This window comes from Pedobacter sp. AK013 (genome assembly GCF_014205835.1).
Classification (GTDB): domain Bacteria; phylum Bacteroidota; class Bacteroidia; order Sphingobacteriales; family Sphingobacteriaceae; genus Pedobacter.
Window position 1 is genome coordinate 56,108 of sequence record NZ_JACHCQ010000030.1, and the last position, 24,402, is coordinate 80,509.

Sequence of the window (24,402 nt, forward strand, 5' to 3'; positions counted from 1 at the left end):
GAGATAGAAATGAAAAAAATAGTTATTGTTGTATTATTTGCAACGGTTTGCGCAATCGCATTTGGGCAAACTGCCTTACAGCCATTTAGTTTAACAGAAGTTCGGTTGCTCGAAGGGCCTTTTAAAAAGGCCCAGGAAACCGATAAAAAGTATATGCTATCGCTGGATGCGGATAGACTTCTGGCGCCATATTTAAGAGAAGCGGGGCTAAAGCCTAAGGCAGCATCTTATGGGAACTGGGAAAATACAGGTTTAGATGGGCATATCGGCGGACATTATTTATCGGCCCTTGCTTTAATGTATGCTTCTACCGGAGATATAAAGGTAAAAGAGCGGCTGGAATATATAATTGCTGAACTGGATAAATGTCAGCTTAAAAATGGTGATGGGTATTTGGCGGGGATCCCGGGTGGCAAGGAAGTCTGGAAAGAGATTAAAGCCGGAAATATAAAATCATCCAGTTTTTCGCTTAATGGAAAATGGGTACCCCTGTACAATATCCATAAAATTTATGCCGGGCTTTACGATGCTTACGCAGTTGCAGGAAATGCAAAAGCCAAGCAAATGCTTATTAAACTAACGGATTGGTTTGTAGATCTGGTCTCCAATTTATCCGATCAGCAAATACAGGAATTATTAAAGAGCGAGCATGGTGGATTAAATGAAACTTTCGCCCATGTTTACGCGATAACGGGCAACCAGAAATACCTTCAGTTGGCCAAACGGTTTTCAGATCAATCTATTTTAAATCCACTATTAAAAAATACAGATGCGCTGAATGGCTTGCACGCAAACACGCAGATTCCTAAAGTAATTGGTTTTGAACAGATTGCCTTGCTGGATAAAGACCCTTCCTGGGCAAATGCAGCCGCTTTCTTTTGGAAAACTGTGGTGGAACATAGAACCGTAGCCATTGGTGGAAATAGCGTTAGAGAACATTTTCACCCCGCCAATGATTTTTCTTCAATGACAGAATCGCGCGAAGGGCCTGAAACCTGCAATTCTTACAATATGCTAAAGCTTACTAAACAGTTATTTTTAGCAGCTCCTTCAAACACTTACCTTGATTACTACGAACGTACACTTTATAATCACATCCTTTCTTCGCAAAGGCCAGAAGGTGGTTTTGTATATTTTACACCAATGCGGCCAGGACATTACCGTACCTATTCAAGTCCGCAGGAAAGTTTCTGGTGTTGTGTAGGCTCTGGATTGGAGAACCATGGTAAATATGGCGAATTAATTTATGCACATAGTGGAAATGATCTTTATGTAAATCTTTTTATCCCTTCTACTTTAAATTGGAAAGAAAAAGGCATTCAGCTTACACAGCAAACACTTTTTCCGGATGCGGAAAATACGACACTCAAGCTTCAATTAAAAAACAAACAGCGTTTTGCTTTGCATTTCCGTCAGCCGGCCTGGATAGAAAAGGGAAAAATGACCGTGTTGGTTAATGGAAAAAAGGTAGCGGCAAAAAGTGAGGAAAACGGTTATGCCAGTATCGACCGTGTTTGGGCTGCTGGTGATGTGCTTAATATTTCATTACCGATGCATACCACTACCGAATTTATGCCTGATGGTTCTGATTGGGTGGCTTTTCTCCATGGCCCGATTGTACTTGCTGCGGCAATGGATACTTTAAGTCAACCTAATTTAACCGCTGATGGTAGCAGGATGGGACATATTGCTTCGGGAGCACTGTTCCCAATTAGCGATGCACCACTCGTTACAGGAGCTAAAAATGCCTTAGCAGACGAAATCGCATTGATTGATAAAAACAGTTTTACTTTCAGTGCCCGAAATGCAATCTATCAACCCAAATACAAATCCTTAAAATTAGTTCCGTTTTACAGCCTGGCCGAAAAGCGTTATGTGGTTTATTTCCCTTACAGCAGCCCTGAAGCATTATCGAAACGTGCGATGGCGATTAAGTTGGCTGAAGAAGAAAAGATGAAAATGGAACAGAAAACCGTCGATCTGATCAATACCGGGGAGCAGCAGCCAGAATCCGATCATAATTTTAAAGGTGAACAAACCGATAATGGAACTTACCAGGAAAGGCATTTTAGAAATGGGAAAGCATGGTTTAGTTACGTGCTTAAAAACAAAGATTTATTGGGCACCAAGCTGAGTTTAACATATTTCGGAAAGGAGAAGAATAAAAATTTCTCTATCCTAATCAATGGTGTTACTATTGAAAATGTAAAGTTAGAAGGGAACAAGGGTGACGTTTTTTATACTCAGGAATATCAAATTCCAAAAGCGCTGTTAAAAGCAGATTTAGAAGTGAAATTCGTTGCCGATCAAGGATCGGCTATAGCCAACATATATGAAGTAAGGTTGGTGAAATAGATTTATTTTATGTGGTCTGTGTCCTCACAGACCACTAGCTTTACTCAACTCAATCGCCTTCCTGAACTTGCTTCAGGATCTATAGGGGGAGATTTTGTGTGAGTTTTTATTAGATTGGATGGATGCTGATGCAGAGAAAATTTATTTTGATTCGAATGCAGATTGTGATTTTTTACCTAATCTTTGGCCTGCTTTTTCAATATCCTTTAAATTTGTTTCGCCACTTGCAAGCTCAAGTAACTCCCTTTGCATATTCAATTTAGCAACAAATTTCATAAGGCGCAATTTTTTTTCTTTTGAACCAGAAAAATTAAGTTTTAGATATTGCTGAATAAAAGTTGAAAATGAATCAATTAGTTGTTCTTTTTTAGAAACGTACGATTGACTTTTATATTCACCATTGATAATAAAAGAATCGAACATGATTTTTGTTATCTCGTGTAATTCTTCATTATCGATCTGATTTAATTCCCTTACTCCTTGTAATGTTGTCATCTTATACTTCCTCCATTGTTATAACCATTTGATTAGATTCTTCAATAATCTCTAATATATTGAAGGACCTTCCAGATTTAAACAAAACTTCTTTTTCATTAGGTGGGTTGTGTTTACCAAATTTACTGATTTTTTCAATTTCTTTTCCCGTTTTCGAATATATGACAAATTTGGTGTTTTTACCAAATGCCAAAGCAGTTAATTCTGATTTGGTGGTTGATATAAATGTATATTCAGTTATAGGGATACCTTCTTTTTCAGCTTTTACATATTTTTCCAGTTCAAAAGCATTTAAATCTGCACATCGGAATACCAGCCCTTCATAGTTATCTATTTTCGTTAATGAATTATTTAGTACAGAAGCAAACTCATTACTTTTCGTCCCTTTTGAAGACCTTAGCAATTCATTAACATTTTCATAACCATCTTCTGTATATTTATAAATAACAGCCTTTTCATATACGGTTAGATTAGGGAGCTCTATGTTCCTATCGCTATTCCGTATACAATCGATATCACGACTTAAATGTTTTCTTGCGTAAAGCTCTGCTTTGGTCAAATTATAGTTAGTCTTTGTTTATACTAACATACTTAAAATTATAAGTAAAATAAAGGTTTTTTCCTTCCTTTTCCGTGGTCAGTGTCCCCGCAGACTACGGTGTTATTAAACGTAACAGCTTTCCTGAACTTGTTTCAGGATCTAATAGGAGAGGTTTTTGAAGTAGATATATAAAATTACAAAGATGCTGAAACAGGTTCAACATCCTGCATATGGAGTAGTTTTCAAATATTATTGCTTTAATAAGGCATTAAGCTCTTTTTCTTTGATGGTTAATATGGTGCCATGCCTTAAGCCTTTTGGCAAGGAGATTTTATCTGAAACATCAGTCCAGTTTTTTAAATCTACAGATTGGATGGCCCCATATTTATGATCGCGGTACTTATCGAAATAAACCATCCAATTATTGCCGATTTTTAATGTTGTTGGTCCCTCAGCCCAGTAATTTCCTGTAATAGGGCTTCCTGCCTTACTGTAAGGGCCAATTAACTGATTGGCATAGGCTATTTTGATATTCTTTTGAGCAGGTTCACGGGTTTCGTCTTTTAAAAACATGATAAACCGTTTGCCGTTTTTAACGATTGTAGCATCGATTACATTAAAGCCCGGGTCGTAAAGTAATTTGGTTTCAGAATAAGTTTTAAAATCTTTTGTCGTAACATAATATAAGCGATGGTTGTAGCCGCTTTCTGCTGTCGAAGCTGTTTCATTAAATTTGCCTGTAATGGTAGTTGCCCAATAAATCATATAGGTTTTGGTACTGCTATCGTAGGTTATTTCGGGAGCCCAGGTGTTTCTGGCACCATCTTCTTTAACCATAACAGGTAAAAACTGCTGTTCGCTCCAGTTAATCAGGTCTTTCGAGCTGGCATAACCAATGCCTTTATCTTTCCAGCTTACTGTCCAAACCATGTGAAATAAGCCATCGGCCCCACGTATAATGCAAGGATCTCTCATCAGTTTATCTTTACTTACAGCAGGACTAAGGAACGATTGATCATTTTTAAGCGCTGTCCAATTGTAAGCATCGTTACTATAAGCAAGGTGTAAACCATCTTCACCATTGCCTTTAAAATAAGCAAAGAGATAAACGTCTTTTTTAGACTGTACCTGGGCATTACAGACTGTTGATAACAGTAGCATGGAGAGGTATATTAGTTTTTTCATTGTTTTATTTTTGTTCTACAGCGGTTCCAAAACCACCCAAAGGCTTCGTGTTAAGGGGTGATTTACAGTTTTGTATATGGTTTACTCTTTAGCCATTTGAATAGAGAAAGCAATCACCAGCATTATGCTGGTGATTTTGTATTCATGAGTTTACTTTAATTCGAGAACAACAACAGATTGCGCGGGTAATTCTACTTTTAATGAACTGCCTGATTTTCTTGCACCCGTAAATTTTGCATTGTGCACTTTATTTAAATCGTCGAATGTGTTTACATCAGTTAGTTTAGCTGAGGTTAAAATCTGTCCTGTAACCGAGCTCCATTTCAAACCATCTAAAACGGTACTTAACGCAATTTTTTTGTTCGGATCTAAATTGACCAAAGAAATATGGATGGCACCACTGGCATCCTGTGAAGCAGAAACGTTTAAGGCTGGGATTTTTTGATCGCCTACAACATAATCTGGACTGGTAAAGGCAATTGGTAAATATTTGGCATCCTGGTGTACTTTGTAGAGATCAAAAACATGGTAAGTAGGCGTAAGGATCATTTTGTCCTTTTCAGTTAGGATTAAAGCCTGTAAAACGTTTACCGTTTGCGCCAGGTTGGCCATTTTAACACGATCAGAATGATTATTGAAGATATTCAAAGTAGTACCTGCAATTAAAGCATCACGTAAACTGTTCTGCTGATATAAGAAACCAGGGTTAGTGCCAGGCTCTACATCTGTCCAGATTCCCCATTCGTCAACCACTAAAGCCACTTTCTTTTTAGGATCATATTTATCCATTATTGCGGCGTGTTTGCTTACCAGTTCTTCCATATGCAAGCAGTTTTTCATTGTCGAAAAGTATTGTGCTTCGTCAAATTTAGTAGCTGATCCTTTTTTGCCCCAGTTTCCTGTCGGAATAGTATAGTAATGCAGCGTTAACCCCCACATTTGGTCACCAATATTTTTCATACAGGTTTCAGTCCAGTTGTAATCGCTTGAATTAGCGCCACTGGCAATTCTTTTTAGCGGAGCACCAGGATAGTTGCGTGCATAAGTGGCATATCTGCGGTAAAGATCAGAATAATAAGCCGGTGTCATGTTGCCTCCGCAACCCCAACTTTCGTTACCTACACCCCAAAAAGAAACTTTCCATGGTTTTTCTCTACCATTTTGGCTGCGGATGGCTGTCATTGGGCTTACCCCATCAAAATTCAGATATTCTACCCATTTGGCCATTTCTTCAACAGTTCCGCTGCCTACATTTCCTGCAATGTAAGGTTCGCAATCGATCATCTGGCAGAGGTCCAAAAACTCATGTGTACCAAAGCTATTGTCTTCTGTTACACCGCCCCAATTGGTATTAACCATTTTTGGGCGCTGGTTTCTTGGGCCAATACCATCTCTCCAATGGTATTCGTCAGCAAAACAGCCTCCCGGCCAGCGCAGATTCGGGACTTTTATCTTTTTTAATGCTTCTACAACATCTAATCTTATTCTTCCTTTATTGGGTATAGTTGAATTCTCGTCTACCCAAAAGCCATCATAAATACAGCGGCCCAAATGTTCTGAAAAATGACCGTAAATGTGCTTGCTCACCACTTGATTGCCTGCAGGCTTAATGGTTAGCTGGGTTTCATTTTGTGCCTGCACTAAAATAGAACTGCAGAACAGTGTTGCAGATAAGAAAAGTTTTTTCATCATGATCTCGTTAAATCTATTGGTTAAATGGGATTTTGATCACGTTAAAAGAGTAGGGCTTTAACGCGATGTTTAATTTTTTACCTTTTAAGTTAAATGTGCTTGTTTTCGGGCTTACCGCTTCAGGGTTTTCGAAAGAATTGAGCTGATTCAGGTTGCTGTTCGCTATTTCCTCATTAGTACCCTTACTTTTTAGTTTTAATTTTCCTTCAAGGTCGAAATCAATGTTTTGTGCCTGATCGGAGTTATTGGCAATTTTAATGATGAGTTCTTTTTTTGCCTGATCAGTTACGGCCGAAGCATAAAGGCCATCCTGGCCAGTGATGTTCTTCTCGTCAAGCGTAATCGAAACTACATCGGTTCCTTTGTTGGTAGAAAACTGTTTCTGAACATAATAATCTGGTGTACCATACGATTTTAAATTATCTACCCAGATCATATCGGGTGCCCATTGCCAGGCATCAATATGGGCAAAGAGTGGTGCATAAGAGGCCATTTGTACCACATCTGCGTTGCGTTCAAGTCCGGTCATTAACGAAGCCGATGCCAATGCACTTTGCCAGTTGTTTTTATTGCTGCCGATAATATTGCCATTGGCATGTACAGCGTATTCGCCTACAAAAACCTTCGATCCGTTGCGTGGGTAATTGTCGTAGCGGCCAGCATTCTTCAAAAACCAATCGGCCGGACGGTAATAATGTTCGTCTATAAAATCGGCATTATTGCTTCTTAATGTGTTGTTCAGTAAGTCGAAACGGTCGCCGTCTGGGCCTGTTCCCGAACTGTTAATGAGTTTAAAATCGGGATATTTAGCTTTTATGGCTTTTGTAAAAATGGCTACTCTTTCCAGGTATTGCGGTCCCCAGTTTTCGTTTCCTACACCCATCATTTTTAAATTGAAAGGTTTTGGATGACCAAGATCTGCCCTCATTTTCCCCCATTTGGTTGTTACATCGCCATTGGCAAATTCGATTAAGTCTAAAGCATCTTGTACATAAGGGTCCAGTTCATCAAGTGAGGCTACTTCAGCAGAGTTATATTGGCAGGCCATACCGCAATTTAATATTGGGAGGGCATCTGAACCTATATCTTCTGCCAGTTGGAAATATTCGAAAAAGCCTAAACCAAAACTCTGGTAATAATCTGGTGCAGCGCGGTTTGCGAATTCGGTATTCCAGCGGTTCATAATCAATTGCCTGTTTTCAATTGGGCCAATGGTTTTTTTCCATTGGTAACGGTTGGCCAGATCGGTTCCTTCTACAATGCAGCCACCTGGGAAACGGATAAAACCGGGTTTCATATCGGCCAATAACTGCACCATATCTGCCCTTAATCCTTGCGGACGGTTTTTCCAGGTATCGCCAGGGAAAAGGCTAATCATATCCACATCAATATCTCCATTTCCTTGAAACAGAATGGAGAATTTAGCTTTTGGATCGGTTTCGGTAGCGGTAAAACTTGCTGATTGTTTTTTCCAGTCGCTACCCGTTTGATCAGGGGTTAAACTTCCCTGTCCGATGATTTTATTGTTCGCATCTTTTAACATGAGCACCAGTTTTACACCTGGTTTTAATTGACGGTACATCAATGAAAAATCGTAACGTAAGCCCTTTTTTACGCCAATACCTTTAAATCCTTCGTTTACGAGCTCAAAATCGTCGGTTTGTTTTTTTACCTGTAGATATCTGGGATTGGCTGTATTTACCTCTTTACGGTTTACCACCAAAATTTCGCCTTCCTGTTGTTTTTTGCGCTGGATACTCCAGCCCATTAGCGGTTTGGCAAATTCGAAAGAGCGGTTTTTAATCAGCTCGGCATAAATACCACCATCGGCACCAAAGTTAATATCCTCGAAAAAAACACCCCACATATTTGGTTGCACCTTGGCAATAGCATGGTCTGTTTTAACTTTAATCACTTTTGCAGTTTGTGCCTGCACTTCTGTAGTATAGCCAATTCCAATTGCAGTATAAGCTAGGCATGCAGAAAACACACTTTTTACAGGGTAATTTAGTTTCATATGGTTTAATATTTGGAAGATTCTGATGGTAAAAGTAAAATATTTAAAATAATAAACGTCATAAGAACATTTATTTTTTTCTCCTTCAGTCATTTTGTTGATAAATTCTAGATCTTAGCAGTGGCAAAAATGATGTAAGCAAAGGAAATATAGATAGAATGGGTAAGGTTTAGCAAAGTAACTTTTTACTAGATGTTTAAAATTTATTTTTCAGAAACCTTTAAAATCTTTCTCATAACATATTGTCATGATCAAAAAGCAGGATACTACAGGATGCGCCTTAAAAATATACTATTTACATTCGACATGAATCAGTTAATGGCCATTACCCAAAGGTTGTTATGATCTACTAACCAATAACACATAATGAGCCTTCGTTTCTTCAATATTCTGGTATGACTATGTTTTTTTGTAGGTTTTTTTGTGCACAAAATAGTTGTTTTTCCTAATGGACAAATTAATATGAATTTCAAAAAATACATTTTGCTTAGCCTCTTAAGTGCATTAACACTTTGTTGTTTGGCACAGCAAAAAGCTGCAGATAAACAATCGGTTAAACTCTTTTTTGAGAAATCATACCTGCAGGTAGACCGTAGTTATTACAGTACCGGTGAGGATGTTTGGTTTAGCGCCTATTTGGTAAATGGAAAAAGCAGCAGTTTAACCGCTACCAGCAATAATTTATATGTGGAGTTGCTTTCACCAAAATCAGAAGTTTTAGACCGGAAAATGATCAGGTTGGATGGTGGGCTAGGTAAAGGAGATTTTAAACTAAAAGATTCTATTTCTACTGGTTGGTATGGCATTAGGGCTTACACCAATTGGATGCGGAACTTTGGCGATGATTTTGTTTTTCAAAAAAGGATTTACATCAGCAATAACATGATCGAGAACGCCTCTTATTTTACGCGTAATCCAGCTAAGAAAACAGATGTTTCCAATTCGGGAAAAATGATAGCATTTTTCCCCGAGGGCGGTTCGTTGGTTGAAGGATTAACCAGTATTGTTGCCTTTAAAACCAATGATAATGCTGGGAATGGAATTAAAGCCACAGGGAGTATAATCTCATCCAAAGGTGATACTGTAACTACTTTTCAAAGTACTGATGCTGGGATAGGTATTTTTGCTTTTACCCCCAAAACAGATGAGAAATATAAGGTAGAAGGATTTTATGGCAAAGAAAAATTTTCATCAGAAATGCCGGTAAGCCTTAAAAAAGGACTTTCATTACATGTTACTGCCGATTCTTTAAATATCAAGGCAAATATTAGTGCCAACGGGTTAATGTTCGATGAGTTGCGGGATAAGACGATTTCGCTTGTTATTAAACATGCAGGTGATAATATTTATTCCGGATCAATCAAATTAAGTAAAGCTACAGTAGCAGTGTCTATCCCAACCAAAGATTTCCCGAGTGGTATTGCAAGCATAACGCTGTTAGATGATCAGAACAGGCCAAATTGTGAACGGCTTATTTTTATACAAGAAGAAAATAAAGTCAATTTTTCGCTTAGCCCAAGCAAAACCGTTTATAAGCCGAGAGAGAAAGTGGTTATTAAGGTAAAAGCGACTAATTTTCTTGGCCAGCCTGCTAAAACCGCATTTTCATTAGCTGCGGTTGATGGGCTTATTCCTGATGATGGAAATGATATTGTTTCGTATTTGATGTTGCAATCGGAAGTAAGGGGGGATATTAAAAATGCTGCACAATATTTTGATGCCAAAAACCCATCCCGTTTAAAACAGCTCGATTTATTGCTGCTTACCCAGGGCTGGAGAGATTATATCTGGAGAAAACTGGCCGATTCTGCCATTAAAATAAGTTATTTGCCCGAGCCTGGCATCACAATTAAAGGAATGGTAAGAGAGAAATTGGCCGATAAACCAATCCCGAATATGAACATTACCCTGTTTGGCACCAACTTTACAGGCAATAAAATCTTTACCACAAAAACCGATCAGAACGGGCGATATTTCTTGGATGGACTGAGTTGGTATGGCAATCAGACGGTAAAAATTTCATCAAAAGATGATAAAGGGAAAAAAGGTGGCTGGTTACAGATCGATACACTGATTAAACCTTTAAATTTGGTGCCGTTAAAAACGATATCATCTGGAATTTCGAATACCCTGAATGTAGAAATTGGAAAGCGCATGGATTATAACCGGACTTATAAGTTTGGCGATTCGATCAGCCTTAAGGACATTGAAATTAAGGCGACCCAAAATAACAAAGTAACATTGTTTCAGGATGTACTTACTTCATTCGGTTACCCTGAACAGGTTTTCAATATTACAGCAGCTGATTATTCGTATAAAGGATTAGAACATTTCCTGTTAACAAAGGCTAAAGGAAGTTATCCGGCAGAAGAAAATGATACGCTGGGCAATGAAGGGGTCACTTTTCTCTCCAACGGAAAAAAAATTAGACCGGTAATAAAAGTAAATAACAGAGAGGAGCTCTTTACCGAGCGCTTAGATTACTACAGTTTAACAATGGATCAGATTAATCAGGTTAAAATTCAGCATTTGTTAAACAGTAGCGGAAAAGATGTGTACCTGATTAGTCTTAATTTGAAAGATGAAGCTTTGCGCGGACCGAATTTAGATTTACTGAACCTCAATTTAAACGGTTATTATGCAGCAAGAACTTTTTATTCGCCAAATTACAGTAGCCCGGCAACACCAAATAAAGATTTACGTACCACCATTTTCTGGTCACCAGCTGTAAAAACAAACGAAAATGGCGAAGCTACCATCACTTATTTTAATGGAGATAACAAAGCCGATATTTTGATCAAAGCTGATGGAATTACCGATAAAGGAGTCGCTGTATCAGCCAAAACAACCTATAAAGTTCAATAACCGATTAGATAAGCCATGAATCGATTGTATTTTTTAATTAAGCTTGTACATTAGCCATGATGATCAGAACCATCAGATTTTGCTGTTTTTTCATCAGCTTATGTTGCACGGTACAGCTTTTCGCTCAGCGCCAAATGGAAAAACTCGACCGCGGTGTAATTGCGGTACGGCAGAATAAAGACTCTGTTTATGTAGGTTGGCGTATGTTAGGAACCGATGCCGATGATATCGCTTTTAACTTATACCGAAAAACAGGGAATAACCCTGCAGTTAAAATCAATCCCCACCCCATTACCAAGAGCACCAATTTTGTAGATGCTGGGGTTAAATTTGATCTTTCGAACAACTATTTTGTAAAACCCATTTTAAATGGCAGAGAATTGGACACAAGTAAATCTTTTACATTGGTTGCCAATTCACCTGTTCAGCAATATTTAGCCATTCCTTTAAAAACGCCTGTGGGTTATTCACCTAACGATGTTTCTGTAGGCGATTTAGACGGAGATGGTGAATATGAAATTGTACTGCACCAAACAGGGCGGTCTCATGATAATTCGTCAAATGGCCCTACCGATCCACCTATTTTTCAGGCTTATAAGTTAGACGGAACTTTTTTGTGGGAGATTAATTTAGGAAAAAACATCCGGGAAGGAGCTCATTATACGCAATTTATGGTATATGACCTGGATGGCGATGGCATTGCCGAAATGGTATGTAAAACAGCTGATGGAACGGTAGACGGCAAAGGAAAAGTAATTGGCGATGCGACTAAAGATTGGCGTAACCCTAATGGTAAAATATTGGATGGACCTGAATTTTTAACTGTATTTAGCGGTAAAACAGGCGAGGCGCTGGCTACTACCGATTATATTCCCGCTCGTGGCAATATTGGTGCTTGGGGTGGCAGAGGTGGCAATGGCAAAAACGATAATACAGGCAACCGTGTAGATCGGTTTAACGCCTGTGTGGCTTATTTAGATGGCATCCATCCAAGCGTAGTGATGTGCAGGGGCTATTATGGCAGAACGGTTTTAGCAGCCTGGGACTGGCGCAATGGCAAATTAACTTCCCGCTGGGTGTTTGATAGTAAAGATGCTAAAAATCCATTTTCGGGACAAGGCAACCATAACCTTACGGTTGCAGATGTTGATGGCGATGGAAAAGATGAGATTATTTACGGTTCGATGTGCGTAGATGATAATGGAAAAGGTTTATATACCACAGGATTAAGGCACGGTGATGCTATTCATGTTTCGGATCTTGATCCGGAGCGTCCCGGATTGGAAGTTTTTGGCATACATGAGATAGAAGAAGGTACAAAAGGCCCTGGCGTGGCAGTTTATGATGCCAAAACTGGCGAAATATTATGGAAAGGATCGCCCGATGAGGACGTAGGCAGGGGAGTGGCCGATAATATTGATCACACACGTTATGGTGCGCAGATGTGGTGGTCGGGCTCGAATGGCTTATACGATATTAAAGGCAATAGAATAGGTGATCAGCCAAGATCGACCAATTTTGTAATTTATTGGGACGGCGATTTATCAAGAGAACTTTTAGATGCAAACCACATTGATAAATACAATGGCGGGAGGCTTTTTACGGCTGATGGGGCTGTTTCTAACAACGGAACCAAATCTACACCGGCATTAAGTGCTGATATTTTTGGCGATTGGCGCGAAGAACTGATCTTAAGATCGTATGACAACCAAAGTTTACGCATTTATACCACAACTATACTTACTGAACACCGCAATTATACTTTAATGCACGACCCGCAGTACCGTTTAAGCATCGCCTGGCAAAATGATGGCTACAATCAACCACCGCATACGGGCTTCTATTTCGGTTTTGGCATGAAGAAAGCGCCTAAACCTAATATCACGCTTGTAGAACCCAAAAAACACTAATAAATACCATAATAATTATAAAAAAAAATGAAAAAATACAGCTTTATCCTGGCAGGAATGATCATTATAATTTGTTTTTTTGCCTTTATCGCTCAACATAAACCTGCGCTGCATACCATTGGCGATTCTACCGTTCGCAATTCGAATAAAGAAACCTGGGGCTGGGGAACACCTATTGCTTCACTGTTTGATACCACCAAAATTCATGTTGAAAATAATGCCATGGCCGGAAGGAGTACACGAACTTTCTTATCGGAAGGTAGGTGGGATAAGGTATTGGAAACATTAAAGCCAGGCGATTTCGTTACCATGCAGTTTGGGCACAACGACGGAAGTGTACCTGATACCACAAAAGCAGGTAGAAGAGGTGTATTAAAAGGAACCGGTGAAGAAACCAAAGTATTAACCTGGCCCGACGGAAAGGTAGAAACTGTACATACCTATGGCTGGTATATCCGTAAATTTGTGCGCGAAACCAAAGCAAAAGGCGCTACACCGATTGTACTTTCGATGATTCCAAGGAACATTTTTAAGGATGGTAAAGTGCTACGTGCCAACAACGATTTTGGAAAGTGGGCCGCAGAAGTTGCGAAAGAAGAAAACGCTTATTTCGTCGATCTGAATAAAATCACCGCCGATAAATATGATGCACTGGGCCCCGATAAAGTAAAACTTTATTTCCCTGGCGATCACACCCATACCAATCTGGAAGGCGCAAAAGTTAATGCCCAATCTGTGGTGGAGGGAATTAAGGCGCTAAAGGATTGTGATTTGAAGAAGTATCTGCTTTAATAAAAGACTAAAGCTAAAAGACCAAAGGCAATATAAATCTGTGTAATCCAACAATCGGTGTAATCATCCCGAAGGTTGTAATCCATTAATCTGTCTAATCAACCCCCGAAGGGTGTAATTATTAAAATATGAAATCAACCAAATACCTCAACTTAATCTTACTTAGTGTATTTCTTATATTTTCTTCCTGTATCATCTTAAAGCAGCAGGATAAACCGACTTTATTCCTCATTGGCGATTCTACTGTTAAAAACGGAAAAGGCAATGGTGATGGCGCTTTATGGGGCTGGGGAAGTTTTATCGGAGATTTATTCAACAGCGAAAAAATCAATGTAGAAAACGATGCACTTGGCGGTACCAGCAGTCGTACCTTCCAAACCAATGGCTTGTGGGACGCTGTTTTGGCAAAAGTAAAAAAAGGTGATTTTGTGATGATGCAGTTTGGCCATAACGACAGTAGCCCACTAGATGATACTGCCCGTGCCCGCGGTACCATAAAAGGTATCGGAACGGAAAGCAAGGAAATTTACAACCCGATTAAGAAAAAGCAGGAAGTAGTTTATACTTATGGCTGGTACCTGCGCAAATTCATCAACGATATTAAAGCCAAAGGTGCAATACCTATTGTATGTTCGCCGATTCCACGCAACCCGGTTAAAGATAATGCAGTAGTTTTAGTCAACGATAGTTATGCAGGTTGGGCCGAAGAAGTTGCAAAGGTCGAAAAAGTAGATTTTATTCCATTAAACCAGATCATTAAAGATAAATACGCTGCTTTAAGCGCTACTGAGGTAAAGACATTTTTTACCGAGAAAGACCATACCCATACCAATGAAGCTGGAGCGAAGTTAAACTCGGCTGCAGTAGTGGAAGGCTTAAAGAAATTAAAAAACAATAAACTGAATAGCTACCTGAAATAAGCCATTGAGCAGGATACTACAGGATGCATTCCTGCCAATATTGTGTTATTTTAACCGCCTAACCAAATACAACGGTAATAAGCCGCCCAATTATATGCAGATACAGGTTAATCGAGTTTTCAAAATGCTGATAGGCATTGCTTTTATACTTTTAAGCATTACACAAATACATGCCCAAAGCATTTCGCTTGCCGGCAAATGGCGTTTTAAAATTGATGCAAAAGATGAAGGAATAAAAGGGAAATGGTATTCCACCATTCTTCCCGAATCTGTTAATCTGCCGGGCTCGATGGCCGAAAATTTAAAAGGTGATGATATTACCCTCAAAACAAAATGGACCGGAAGTATTTATGATAGCTCGTACTTTTTTCACCCCCGTTTAGAAAAATACCGTAAACCAGATAATCTGAAAATACCCTTCTGGTTAACCCCTGCCAAACATTATACAGGCGCAGCATGGTATCAGAAAGATATCGAAATCCCTGCCAATTGGAAGGGTAAGAGGTTGGTATTATCTTTAGAATATCCTCATTCAGAAACAAGGGTTTGGATAGATGATATTGAAATCGGAACCCAGTATACCTTTGTAGTGGCTCAAAATTTCGAACTGCCAGCAAATTTAAAAGCCGGAAAACATACCATTACCTTATTGATTGATAACCGGATCAAAGCAATCAATGTAGGGCAGGATTCACACAGTTTAACCGACCATACACAGGGAAACTGGAACGGTGTGGTAGGTAAAATGGAGCTTGCGGCCGGTTCGCCTGTATATTTTGAAGATATTCAGGTTTATCCAGATTTAAAAAATAAATCTGCCAAAGTTAAAATTCAGCTTAAAGCCAGTGCTAACCAATCCTCTGCCGGGAAAATTACGCTTACAGCCACCACTTTTAATACCAAAAATATACTCCAGGTTAAACCGGTAACAGCAGCTTACCAGATTACAAATGGAAACGGTATTTTGGAAATCGACCTGCCAATGGGTGATAAAATAGCCACCTGGGATGAGTTTGATCCGGCATTGTATCGTTTAACGGCTACTTTATTATCAAAAAATGGCCAAAAAGACGAGAAAAAGGTACAGTTCGGTATGCGTGAATTTAAAGCTGTAGGCCGAACTTTTGAAATTAATGGCCGTCCGGTTTTTTTACGTGGTACGGTTAACAATTGCGAATTTCCGTTAACTGGTTATCCATCAATGGATGTTGAAGCATGGTTACGCATTTTTAAAATTTCGAAGGCCCATGGCTTAAATCACATGCGTTTTCATTCATTTTGTCCACCTGAAGCTGCATTTATTGCGGCAGATCAGGTTGGCTTTTACCTTCAGCCAGAAGGACCAAGCTGGGCCAATCACGGTTCATCTATAGGGGATGGAAAACCGATTGATCAGTTTATTTACGACGAAACCAACCGCATGGCCAAAAATTATGGCAATTATGCATCCTTTTGTATGATGGCCTATGGTAACGAACCACGTGGCAAGCAAGTAGAATACCTTACCAAATTTAATAATTACTGGAAGGCAAAAGATTCGAGGAGGTTGTATACAGGTGCATCTGTTGGGGGCAGTTGGCCGGTTATTCAGAATAACGAATTTATGGTACGGGCAGGTGCCAGGGGCTTAGATTGGGGCAAAAAACCAGAAAGTATTTCTACCTATGCCAAACAGATAGAACAGTTTACGGTACCTTTTGTGGCACACGAAATGGGGCAGTATTGTGCCTTCCCCAATTTCGATGAAATAAAAAAATATACGGGTGTTTATCGTGCTAAAAACTTTGAGATGTTTCAGGAAGATCTTAAAGACCACGACTTGGCTGATCAGGGGCATGATTTTTTAATGGCTTCTGGAAAATTACAGGCGCTTTGTTATAAAAATGAAATCGAAAAAGCATTACGCACACCCAATTACAATGGCTATCAATTATTGTCGCTAAATGATTACCCAGGACAAGGAACAGCACTTGTAGGTGTTTTAGATGCTTTTTGGGAGGAGAAAGGTTATATCACTGCTAAAGAGTTCAAACGCTTTTCTAACAGTACCGTACCCCTTTTAAAAGTTTCGAAATTTGTATTTACCAATGCAGAAACCCTGGAAGCTGCCGTAGAGGTGGCGCATTTTGGTAAAGCGCCTATGGAAAATGCAAAACTCTTCTGGACCCTTAAAAACGAAAGCGGCCTAAATGTGGCGAAGGGCAGTTTCAACCCTAAAACCTTAGCTGTTACCAATTGTATTGCCATCGGAGATATTAAGTATGCTTTAAATACAATCACCAGCGCCACCAAACTGAAATTAGAGGTTACCATTGAGGGAACTGAGTTTGCCAACGATTGGAGTTTCTGGGTTTACCCGGCACAACTGCCACAGGTTAAAAGCAATGTACATTACTGCACCAGCTTAGATGACAAAGCGCAGGCCGTTTTGGCGGAGGGCGGCAATGTTTTTCTCAATGCCGCTGGCAAAGTGGTAAAAGGAAAAGAAGTGGTGCAAACTTTTCTGCCTGTTTTTTGGAATACTTCATGGTTTAAAATGCGTCCGCCACATACCCTTGGAATTTTATGCGACCCAAAACATGCTGCTTTTAAAAATTTTCCAACCGATTATCACAGCGATATGCAGTGGTGGGAAATCGTAAATAAAGCGCAGGTAATGAATCTCGAAGATTTTCCATCGGGATTTAAGCCAATTGTTCAGCCAATCGATACCTGGTTTCTGAACCGCCGTTTAGCACTGGTTTTTGAAGCGAAAGTTGGCAAGGGAAAGTTGATTGTTTCTAGTGCCAACCTCTCGCCCGATTTAAAAGATACGCCTGCAGCACAACAGCTCTATTTCAGTTTGCAGCAATATATGATGTCCGATCAGTTCAATCCAAAATATGAAGTGGCTTTTAATACCATAAAAGATATTTTTGAGAGTCCTTCGAAAATCCAGTTCGATACCTTTACAAAAGATAGTCCGGATGAGCTAAAAGTAAAACCAAAAATCAATTAAGATAAGCCAAACCACCATGAAGAAATTTATATTTACCTCTACTATACTACTATTAAGCATGTCTGTCCAGCTACTTATGGCACAGAAAATCCCGAATAAAAAGGAGGTTTTAAAAGTATTAAAATTAACCAATGCTTATTTCATGGATAAATGGCCTGATGCCGGAAAATCAATCATAACCAACAAGGAGCGGCCAAGTAACATCTGGACAAGGGCAGTGTATTACGAGGGATTGATGAATCTTTATAAAATCCATCCTGAAAAAGAATACTACGACTATGCCGTTCAATGGGGCGAAAAACATAATTGGGGTTTAAGAAATGGTATTGCTACAAAAAATGCCGACGACCAGGCCTGTGGACAAACTTACATTGATCTTTACCTGATTGATAAGCAACCTGAGCGCATTAAAGACATTAAAGCCTCTATTGACTTAGTCATTAAATCGGGTAAGGTAAATGATTGGACCTGGATCGACGCCATACAAATGGGTATGCCCGTTTTTGCCAGATTGGGTAAATTATATAAGGATACCACCTATTACAATTACATGTACAAAATGTATATGCATACTAAAAACATTGAAGGTGATGGCTTGTACAACGCAAAAGATGGTTTGTGGTGGCGTGATAAAGATTTTGTACCGCCATATAAAGAACCCAATGGCGAAGATTGCTACTGGGCAAGGGGGAATGGATGGGTTTTGGCCGCGCTGGTACGTGTATTAGAAATTATCCCTGAAAACGAAATCCACAGAAACGAATATTTAAAGACCTACCAGGAAATGATCAAAGCTTTGGTACCGATTCAACGTGCTGATGGTTTTTGGAATGTAAGCTTACATGATGCTACCCATTTTGGCGGTAAAGAAACTTCGGGTACTGCACTGTTTGTATACGGTATGGCTTGGGGCGTAAATCAGGGTATTTTAGATAAGGCCACTTATCTGCCAATCATTACCAAAGCCTGGAATGCCATGACCAAAGATGCCGTTCAAAAAAATGGTTTTATCGGTTTTATGCAAGGAACAGGTAAGGAACCAAAAGACGGGCAACCGGTAAGTTATACCAGCGTACCTGATTTTGAAGATTATGGTCTGGGTTGCTTCCTATTGGCTGGAGCCGAGGTTTACAAGCTTAAAAAATAATTAAAATGAATTTCAGAAATTTAGCTGGCTTAACAGTATTAATGTTGTTGTTCTTGCTGCCCAAACAAAATATGGCGCAAAAGAAGGGCATTGCTGTTTCTGAAATTAACAGTGTTTCATCTTTCCCAATCGTGGACGGAGGAAAGGCATCATCTATATATTTCGACGAAAAAGATGCTGAAGTAGTTGAGATTGCTGCCGAAGCATTTAAAGATGATATCCATTTGTTAACAGGTACAGCTGCTCCCGTTTTTAAAAACAACCCTGCTTTAAGTGTTTATCCGATCATTATCGGTACACTTGGACAATCGTTTTATATCGATCAATTGGCTAAGGCAGAGAAAATCGACCATCGTACTTTATCTGGTAAATGGGAAACTTTTTCAGTTTCAGTAATCGAAAATCCTATAAAAGGCGTTAAAAGGGCTTTAGTTATTGCCGGTAGTGATAGAAGAGGGACGGCTTATGGTGTTTTTCAATTGTCGAGATTGCTTGGCGTATCTCCGCTTTGTTGGTGGGCTGATGTGAAACCTGCAACAAAAAAATCGTTATACATTAAAGCCGATCTGCCTTTGGTAGAATCGCCATCGGTTAAATACCGGGGTATTTTTATCAATGATGAAGATTGGGGTATCCAGCCCTGGGCCGCAAAAATGATGGATACCGATGTAAAAGATATCGGACCAAAAACCTACACCAAAATATTTGAGCTGCTGTTACGCCTAAAAGCCAATTACATCTGGCCGGGCATGCACCCTTCAACCAAGGCATTTTACCATTATGCCGATAATCCGGTATTGGCAGATAAATATGCCATTGTTTTAGGTTCTAGCCATTGCGAACCCATGCTCAGGAATAATGTTTTTGAATGGACAGCGAATTTTGAGCACGAATACGGTAAAAAACCAGGAGAATGGCGGTATGATCTGAATAAAAATGAAATTGACAAATACTGGACCGACAGGGTAGTGCAGGCTAAAAATTACGAATCCGTTTATACCGTTGGGATGCGCGGTATTCACGATGGTAGCATGCCCGGACCAAAAGATAAAAATGCAAAAGTAAAGTTGTTAGAAGAAATCATAACTGATCAAAGGACAATCTTAAGCAATAACATTACTAAACCTGTAAACTCCATTCCGCAGATTTTTTGTCCTTACAAAGAGGTTCTTTCTTTATACCAGGCAGGTCTAAAACTGCCAGATGATGTGACTATAGTTTGGGCCGACGATAACCATGGTTATATCCGTCAGCTTTCGAACCCTGAAGAGCAAAAACGCTCGGGTGGAAGTGGAGTGTACTACCATATTTCTTATTGGGGTGCGCCACAAGATTATTTGTGGCTTTCGTCTATTTCTCCATCGTTAATTTCTTACGAATTAACTAAGGCTTATCAGTACAAGGCCGACCGCCTTTGGGTTGTAAATGTGGGAGATATTAAACCTGCTGAGATGGAAACACAATTTGCAATGGACCTGGCCTGGAATGTAAACGAATGGAAACCGGAAAACGCGGATCAATACGCTGAAAGCTGGGCTGCTGAGACTTTCGGTGCCGAATTTGCAAAACCAGTTGCCGAAATAAAAGCAATTTATTATCGCTTGGCACAGGCTGCTAAGCCCGAGCATATGGCCAGTGTTAATTTTACTAATGAACAGGCCGAAGAACGTTTGGCTGCATATCGAAAGATTTATGATCAGGCTAAAAGTTTAAATGAAAAGATACCGGCACGTTTAAAAGATGCCTATTTTGAATTAATTTTATATCCGGTTGAAAGTGCTATGCTGATGAACCAGAAGATTTTATACGCAAAGAAAAGTCTGGTTTTAGCCGCGAACGGCGATCAATCGGCTTTAATTTATTCGAAAAAATCAAAAAGTGCTTTTGATCAGATCCAGTTGATTACCAAAAAATACAATGAAGAAATTGCAAATGGGAAGTGGAACGGGATGATGAGCTGGAAACCACGTGATTTAGCCGTTTTTAAAATGCCGAAAGTAGCTGATTCTGTAACTTCGAAAGAAATAGGTACAGTAGCTAAAACTGAAAATAAAATCATTCTTCGAGCCGCTGAATATGCAGAGAAATCTGTGCCAAAAGGAGTAACATTACAAACTTTAAAAGGACTCGGTTTGGGAGGGGATGGGATTTCCCTATATCCTTTTACTTTTAAGCCAATTGGTGAAACAGTGCTTCAAAATGCTGCCTTTACCATTTACAATATCGATTTTAAAACAGAGGGTGAACACCAGGTTGAAGTGAAATGCTTGCCTACCCAGGGTGTTAATGATGGTATTAAAGTGCGGTATGCCATTTCGGTGAATAATGATCAGCCGCAGATCATTAATATTTCTCCGGCTTCGGAAAATAATACCTGGAAACAGAACGTATTAAGGGGTTATGCTTCAGGTTTAACTAAACACGAGATTAATAAAACAGGTAAATCGACTGTGAAAATTTATATGCTCGATCCGGGTTTAGTAATTAACCGGTTGGAAATACAATAAATATGATGAAGAAACTTTTAGCTTTTGCCCTATCCTTAATTTTTACGCTTGCCATTGCCAGGTCACAAAGCATTGGCGATTATAAATCTGGTTTTAAGAAAACAGGTAATACCATTTCATTTTTAACCACAAGAGGAGCGGTGAAATTAGAATTTTGTACACCAGAAATATTCAGGTTCAGAAGCAGTTGGAACGGGAAATTCGAAGCCAATGAAAACCTGATGGTAATTAATTATAACTGGGCTGATGTAGCGGTTAAAGTTTCGGATAAAAAAGATCATTTTTTGCTCACAACTACCAAATTAACCATAAAACTGCACAAAGCCCCTTTTAAGATTGATGTTTTTGATGCCAAAGGAAAGCTATTAAGCAGTGAAGTAAATGGTGCCATAGCTAGGGAAAATACGCAGATAGCGGTAACTAAAAACCTGCAGGCCGATGAGCATTTCTTTGGTTTTGGTGAGCGCATGGATTTTATGGACCGCCGTTTTAAAAAAGTAACCTTAAATGTTGGTCGTGGTAAAGGTTTGCCACACGCTATTGGTGCTTACAATATATTGGAAGCTAATTATTGTCCGGTTCCGTTTTTTATGAGTACAAAAGGATACGGTATTTTCTTCCATAATTCTTTTGCTACCGAATGGGACATGGGTGCTTCCAAAAAAGACCAGTACAGTTTTAAAGCTGCTGATGGAGAATTGGATTACTATTTCATGTACGGCCCAACTTTTCCAGCTATTTTAGATCATTATACCAGTATTACCGGCAAATCGCCGATGTTACCGCAGTTCGCCTTAGGTTTGCATGCTGGTACGTACAGTGGTGGTACATGGGGCCATGAGGCACAAACTTCTGATCATTACGTGGTTGAACTGGCAAAAAAATATAGATCACTGGGCATTCCGGTTGATCTGCTCTGGCTGGATTCTACCTGGCGCTTATTTGGCGAAAATGGCGGCAAGGGCGCAACTTCTTTCGAATGGAGAGAAACTTTTAAAGATCCAAAATCGATGTTTGATAGTATTTATGCCTTAAACTATAAAATGGTAGGCTTGCATCTTCGTCCACGATTCGATAACGCCAAAAAATTAAACCTGTTAGATCAAGCCAGGGCGCAAGGTTATACTTACCCTGAAAATGGTAAACCCGGCGAATTTGTTAACTTTTTTGATGAAAAAGCGACACAGTGGTGGTGGGATAACGGCGTAATGCGCGTAGCAAAATTAGGCGCTAAATTCTTAAAAACTGATGAAGGCAGCGCTTTTGGATCTTTAGCCAATGAAAGTGAAAAAGTTGGCCCAACAGGTAAAGATGCAGAACGTTTACATAATCTATTTCCTATTGCTTATGCCAAAGCGCCATTTTTAGAATTCGAAAGGTTTAACGGTTTTAGGGGCTTGAATCAAACCAGAGAAGGTTATTCCGGCATACAACGTTATCCTTATATTTTTGCTGGCGATTGGCCTAGCGAGTGGCAGTATTTTGCTCCCGTAATTAAAGCCGGACTAAATGTTGGTCTATCAGGTGTAGGTTCATGGGCGCATTGCATGGGTGGTTTCGAACATCAGGCCGATCCTGAGTTGTATATCCGCTGGGTGCAGTTTGGGATGTTCAGCCCAATTGCCCTTGTTTTTGGGATGGATCATCCAGGTTATAAAGAACCTTGGAAATATGGTGAAGATGCTTTGCGTAATTTCAAAAAATACGACCTGTTGCGTTACCGTTTATTCCCTTATTTATATACCAGTATGCATCAGCAATACGAAACAGGTTTGCCGATAATGAGGGCTTTGGTACTTAACCATCAGGATGATGAAAATGTGTACGAAATTGGCGATCAATATCTATTTGGCGATAATTTAATGGTTGCACCCGTAACTACTAAAGGTGCCATTACCCGTTCGGTATATTTACCAGCAGGTACCTGGTTTAATTATTGGACAAACCAAAAATACGAAGGTAAAAGTTATCACCATGTAGTGGCGCCATTGGATACCATTCCGCTGTTTGTTAAAGCGGGTAGCATCATTCCGATGCAACCGGAAATGACCTACAGCGGTGAGAAGCCTGTTGATGTAATTACTGTAGACGTTTTTCCTTATGGCGAATCAAAATATGAAATGTATGAGGACGATAATTTAAGCGATGCTTACAAAACAGGAAACTTTGCTTTAACTAAGATTACTTCGTCATTAACAGCTGCTAATTTTACCTTGAAAGTGGCTAAACCAACGGGAAGTTTTAAACCAAGCAAACATAAATACTTGGCTAAAATACATTGGTCGGAGAAAGCAGATCCTAATGTTGTTTCAGAAAATGGGATTAAATTAAGTACTTTAAAGACAGCAGATCAATTGGATAAAACTGAAGGTTGGTTTTATGATATAAAAAATAAGATACTTTGGATTAAATCGGCCGGAGATAACGGAGCTGATTTGAGCTTCGTAGTGAATTGATGGTTGGTTCGTGCGGACATGAACCACAGCACGAGTGGGAGCGTCATTTCGACTGAAGCGCAGCGAAATGGAGAAATCTAACCCTTCGGTCTGTGTCTTCACAGATCGAAATTGAATGACTTTAGTTTTGGCATAAAATGATAATTAGTGGTTCATTAGGACACGAACCACGGAAGAAATAAAAGCCTTAAAGGATAAAATTGGAAAACATGAAAATTGCATTTAAGATGAAACTTAAACCTGGTTTTAAAACAGAATATAAAAAGCGTCACAATGAGATCTGGCCAGCGTTATCTACTTTGTTAAAGGAAAACGGGATCAGTGATTATTCTATCTTTTTAGATGAAGAAACCAATATACTTTTCGCCGTGCAACAACAGAATGGAAGTTCCTCTCAAGATTTGGGCAGTACCCAGATTGTACAGAAATGGTGGGCATACATGGCCGATATTATGGAAACCAATGCCGATAATTCTCCAAAAACATTTCCTTTAGAAATGGTATTCCATTTAGATTAAAACT

At 39.4% G+C, this 24,402-nt stretch carries 15 protein-coding genes; 10 read left to right on the forward strand and 5 right to left on the reverse strand.

The window, feature by feature from the left end:
• Nucleotides 1-9: 9 nt before the first annotated feature.
• Nucleotides 10-2,355, forward strand: a complete 2,346-nt coding sequence (locus tag HDC90_RS18820; RefSeq protein ID WP_184469138.1) for a glycoside hydrolase family 127 protein — start codon at nt 10-12, stop codon at nt 2,353-2,355.
• Between the two features lie 141 nt (nt 2,356-2,496).
• On the opposite strand, the gene HDC90_RS18825 is transcribed toward HDC90_RS18820, so the two are convergent.
• The 5 genes from HDC90_RS18825 to HDC90_RS18845 all read right to left on the reverse strand — a co-directional run bounded on the left by HDC90_RS18825 (nt 2,497) and on the right by HDC90_RS18845 (nt 8,285).
• Nucleotides 2,497-2,850 carry a hypothetical protein gene (locus HDC90_RS18825; protein WP_184469140.1) on the reverse strand — a complete coding sequence of 118 codons (354 nt, stop codon included), beginning with the start codon at nt 2,848-2,850 and terminating at the stop codon, nt 2,497-2,499.
• A gap of 1 nt (nt 2,851) precedes the next feature.
• Nucleotides 2,852-3,409, reverse strand: coding sequence for an ADP-ribosyltransferase (locus tag HDC90_RS18830; RefSeq protein ID WP_184469142.1), 558 nt, complete (start codon nt 3,407-3,409; stop codon nt 2,852-2,854).
• A gap of 231 nt (nt 3,410-3,640) precedes the next feature.
• Nucleotides 3,641-4,576, reverse strand: a complete 936-nt coding sequence (locus tag HDC90_RS18835) for a glycoside hydrolase family 43 protein (protein ID WP_184469144.1) — start codon at nt 4,574-4,576, stop codon at nt 3,641-3,643.
• A gap of 150 nt (nt 4,577-4,726) precedes the next feature.
• Complete coding sequence (locus HDC90_RS18840; protein ID WP_255497752.1) at nt 4,727-6,268, reverse strand: alpha-N-arabinofuranosidase; 1,542 nt, start codon at nt 6,266-6,268, stop codon at nt 4,727-4,729.
• A gap of 13 nt (nt 6,269-6,281) precedes the next feature.
• The gene (locus HDC90_RS18845; protein ID WP_184469146.1) at nt 6,282-8,285 is read right to left on the reverse strand and encodes an alpha-L-arabinofuranosidase C-terminal domain-containing protein; all 2,004 of its coding nucleotides are present in this window, start codon (nt 8,283-8,285) and stop codon (nt 6,282-6,284) included.
• A gap of 462 nt (nt 8,286-8,747) precedes the next feature.
• Between HDC90_RS18845 and HDC90_RS18850 the strand changes: the two genes are divergently transcribed.
• The 9 genes from HDC90_RS18850 (at nt 8,748) to rhaM (ending at nt 24,398) form a co-directional block, all read left to right on the forward strand.
• Nucleotides 8,748-11,150 carry a carboxypeptidase-like regulatory domain-containing protein gene (locus HDC90_RS18850; protein ID WP_184469148.1) on the forward strand — a complete coding sequence of 801 codons (2,403 nt, stop codon included), beginning with the start codon at nt 8,748-8,750 and terminating at the stop codon, nt 11,148-11,150.
• Between the two features lie 134 nt (nt 11,151-11,284).
• Nucleotides 11,285-13,060: a rhamnogalacturonan lyase gene (locus tag HDC90_RS18855; RefSeq protein ID WP_255497753.1), complete on the forward strand. Its 1,776-nt coding sequence runs from the start codon at nt 11,285-11,287 to the stop codon at nt 13,058-13,060.
• A gap of 27 nt (nt 13,061-13,087) precedes the next feature.
• Entirely contained in the window at nt 13,088-13,852 is a 765-nt protein-coding gene (locus HDC90_RS18860; RefSeq protein WP_184469149.1) for a rhamnogalacturonan acetylesterase, read from the forward strand.
• 128 nt (nt 13,853-13,980) lie between these two features.
• Nucleotides 13,981-14,772, forward strand: coding sequence for a rhamnogalacturonan acetylesterase (locus HDC90_RS18865; protein ID WP_184469151.1), 792 nt, complete (start codon nt 13,981-13,983; stop codon nt 14,770-14,772).
• A 124-nt stretch (nt 14,773-14,896) separates the two neighbouring features.
• The gene (locus tag HDC90_RS18870) at nt 14,897-17,770 is read left to right on the forward strand and encodes a sugar-binding domain-containing protein (RefSeq protein ID WP_255497754.1); all 2,874 of its coding nucleotides are present in this window, start codon (nt 14,897-14,899) and stop codon (nt 17,768-17,770) included.
• A 16-nt stretch (nt 17,771-17,786) separates the two neighbouring features.
• A complete protein-coding gene (locus HDC90_RS18875; protein ID WP_184469153.1) occupies nt 17,787-18,917 on the forward strand; it encodes a glycoside hydrolase family 88 protein in 1,131 nt (376 codons plus the stop codon).
• A gap of 5 nt (nt 18,918-18,922) precedes the next feature.
• Nucleotides 18,923-21,424: a glycosyl hydrolase 115 family protein gene (locus HDC90_RS18880; protein ID WP_184469155.1), complete on the forward strand. Its 2,502-nt coding sequence runs from the start codon at nt 18,923-18,925 to the stop codon at nt 21,422-21,424.
• A gap of 2 nt (nt 21,425-21,426) precedes the next feature.
• Entirely contained in the window at nt 21,427-23,880 is a 2,454-nt protein-coding gene (locus HDC90_RS18885) for a glycoside hydrolase family 31 protein (RefSeq protein ID WP_184469157.1), read from the forward strand.
• 209 nt (nt 23,881-24,089) lie between these two features.
• Nucleotides 24,090-24,398, forward strand: a complete 309-nt coding sequence (rhaM, locus tag HDC90_RS18890) for an L-rhamnose mutarotase (RefSeq protein ID WP_184469159.1) — start codon at nt 24,090-24,092, stop codon at nt 24,396-24,398.
• The last annotated feature ends 4 nt before the right edge of the window (nt 24,399-24,402 follow it).

What these genes read in the sequence shown, in the direction of transcription:
- HDC90_RS18820 (WP_184469138.1), top strand. Translation starts at nt 10, where the DNA reads ATGAAAAAAATAGTTATTGTTGTATTATTTGCAACGGTTTGCGCAATC.
- HDC90_RS18825 (WP_184469140.1), bottom strand. Translation starts at nt 2,850, where the DNA reads ATGACAACATTACAAGGAGTAAGGGAATTAAATCAGATCGATAATGAA.
- HDC90_RS18835 (WP_184469144.1), bottom strand. Translation starts at nt 4,576, where the DNA reads ATGAAAAAACTAATATACCTCTCCATGCTACTGTTATCAACAGTCTGT.
- HDC90_RS18840 (WP_255497752.1), bottom strand. Translation starts at nt 6,268, where the DNA reads ATGATGAAAAAACTTTTCTTATCTGCAACACTGTTCTGCAGTTCTATT.
- HDC90_RS18845 (WP_184469146.1), bottom strand. Translation starts at nt 8,285, where the DNA reads ATGAAACTAAATTACCCTGTAAAAAGTGTGTTTTCTGCATGCCTAGCT.
- HDC90_RS18850 (WP_184469148.1), top strand. Translation starts at nt 8,748, where the DNA reads ATGAATTTCAAAAAATACATTTTGCTTAGCCTCTTAAGTGCATTAACA.
- HDC90_RS18855 (WP_255497753.1), top strand. Translation starts at nt 11,285, where the DNA reads ATGGAAAAACTCGACCGCGGTGTAATTGCGGTACGGCAGAATAAAGAC.
- HDC90_RS18860 (WP_184469149.1), top strand. Translation starts at nt 13,088, where the DNA reads ATGAAAAAATACAGCTTTATCCTGGCAGGAATGATCATTATAATTTGT.
- HDC90_RS18865 (WP_184469151.1), top strand. Translation starts at nt 13,981, where the DNA reads ATGAAATCAACCAAATACCTCAACTTAATCTTACTTAGTGTATTTCTT.
- HDC90_RS18870 (WP_255497754.1), top strand. Translation starts at nt 14,897, where the DNA reads ATGCTGATAGGCATTGCTTTTATACTTTTAAGCATTACACAAATACAT.
- HDC90_RS18875 (WP_184469153.1), top strand. Translation starts at nt 17,787, where the DNA reads ATGAAGAAATTTATATTTACCTCTACTATACTACTATTAAGCATGTCT.
- HDC90_RS18880 (WP_184469155.1), top strand. Translation starts at nt 18,923, where the DNA reads ATGAATTTCAGAAATTTAGCTGGCTTAACAGTATTAATGTTGTTGTTC.
- HDC90_RS18885 (WP_184469157.1), top strand. Translation starts at nt 21,427, where the DNA reads ATGATGAAGAAACTTTTAGCTTTTGCCCTATCCTTAATTTTTACGCTT.
- rhaM (WP_184469159.1), top strand. Translation starts at nt 24,090, where the DNA reads ATGAAAATTGCATTTAAGATGAAACTTAAACCTGGTTTTAAAACAGAA.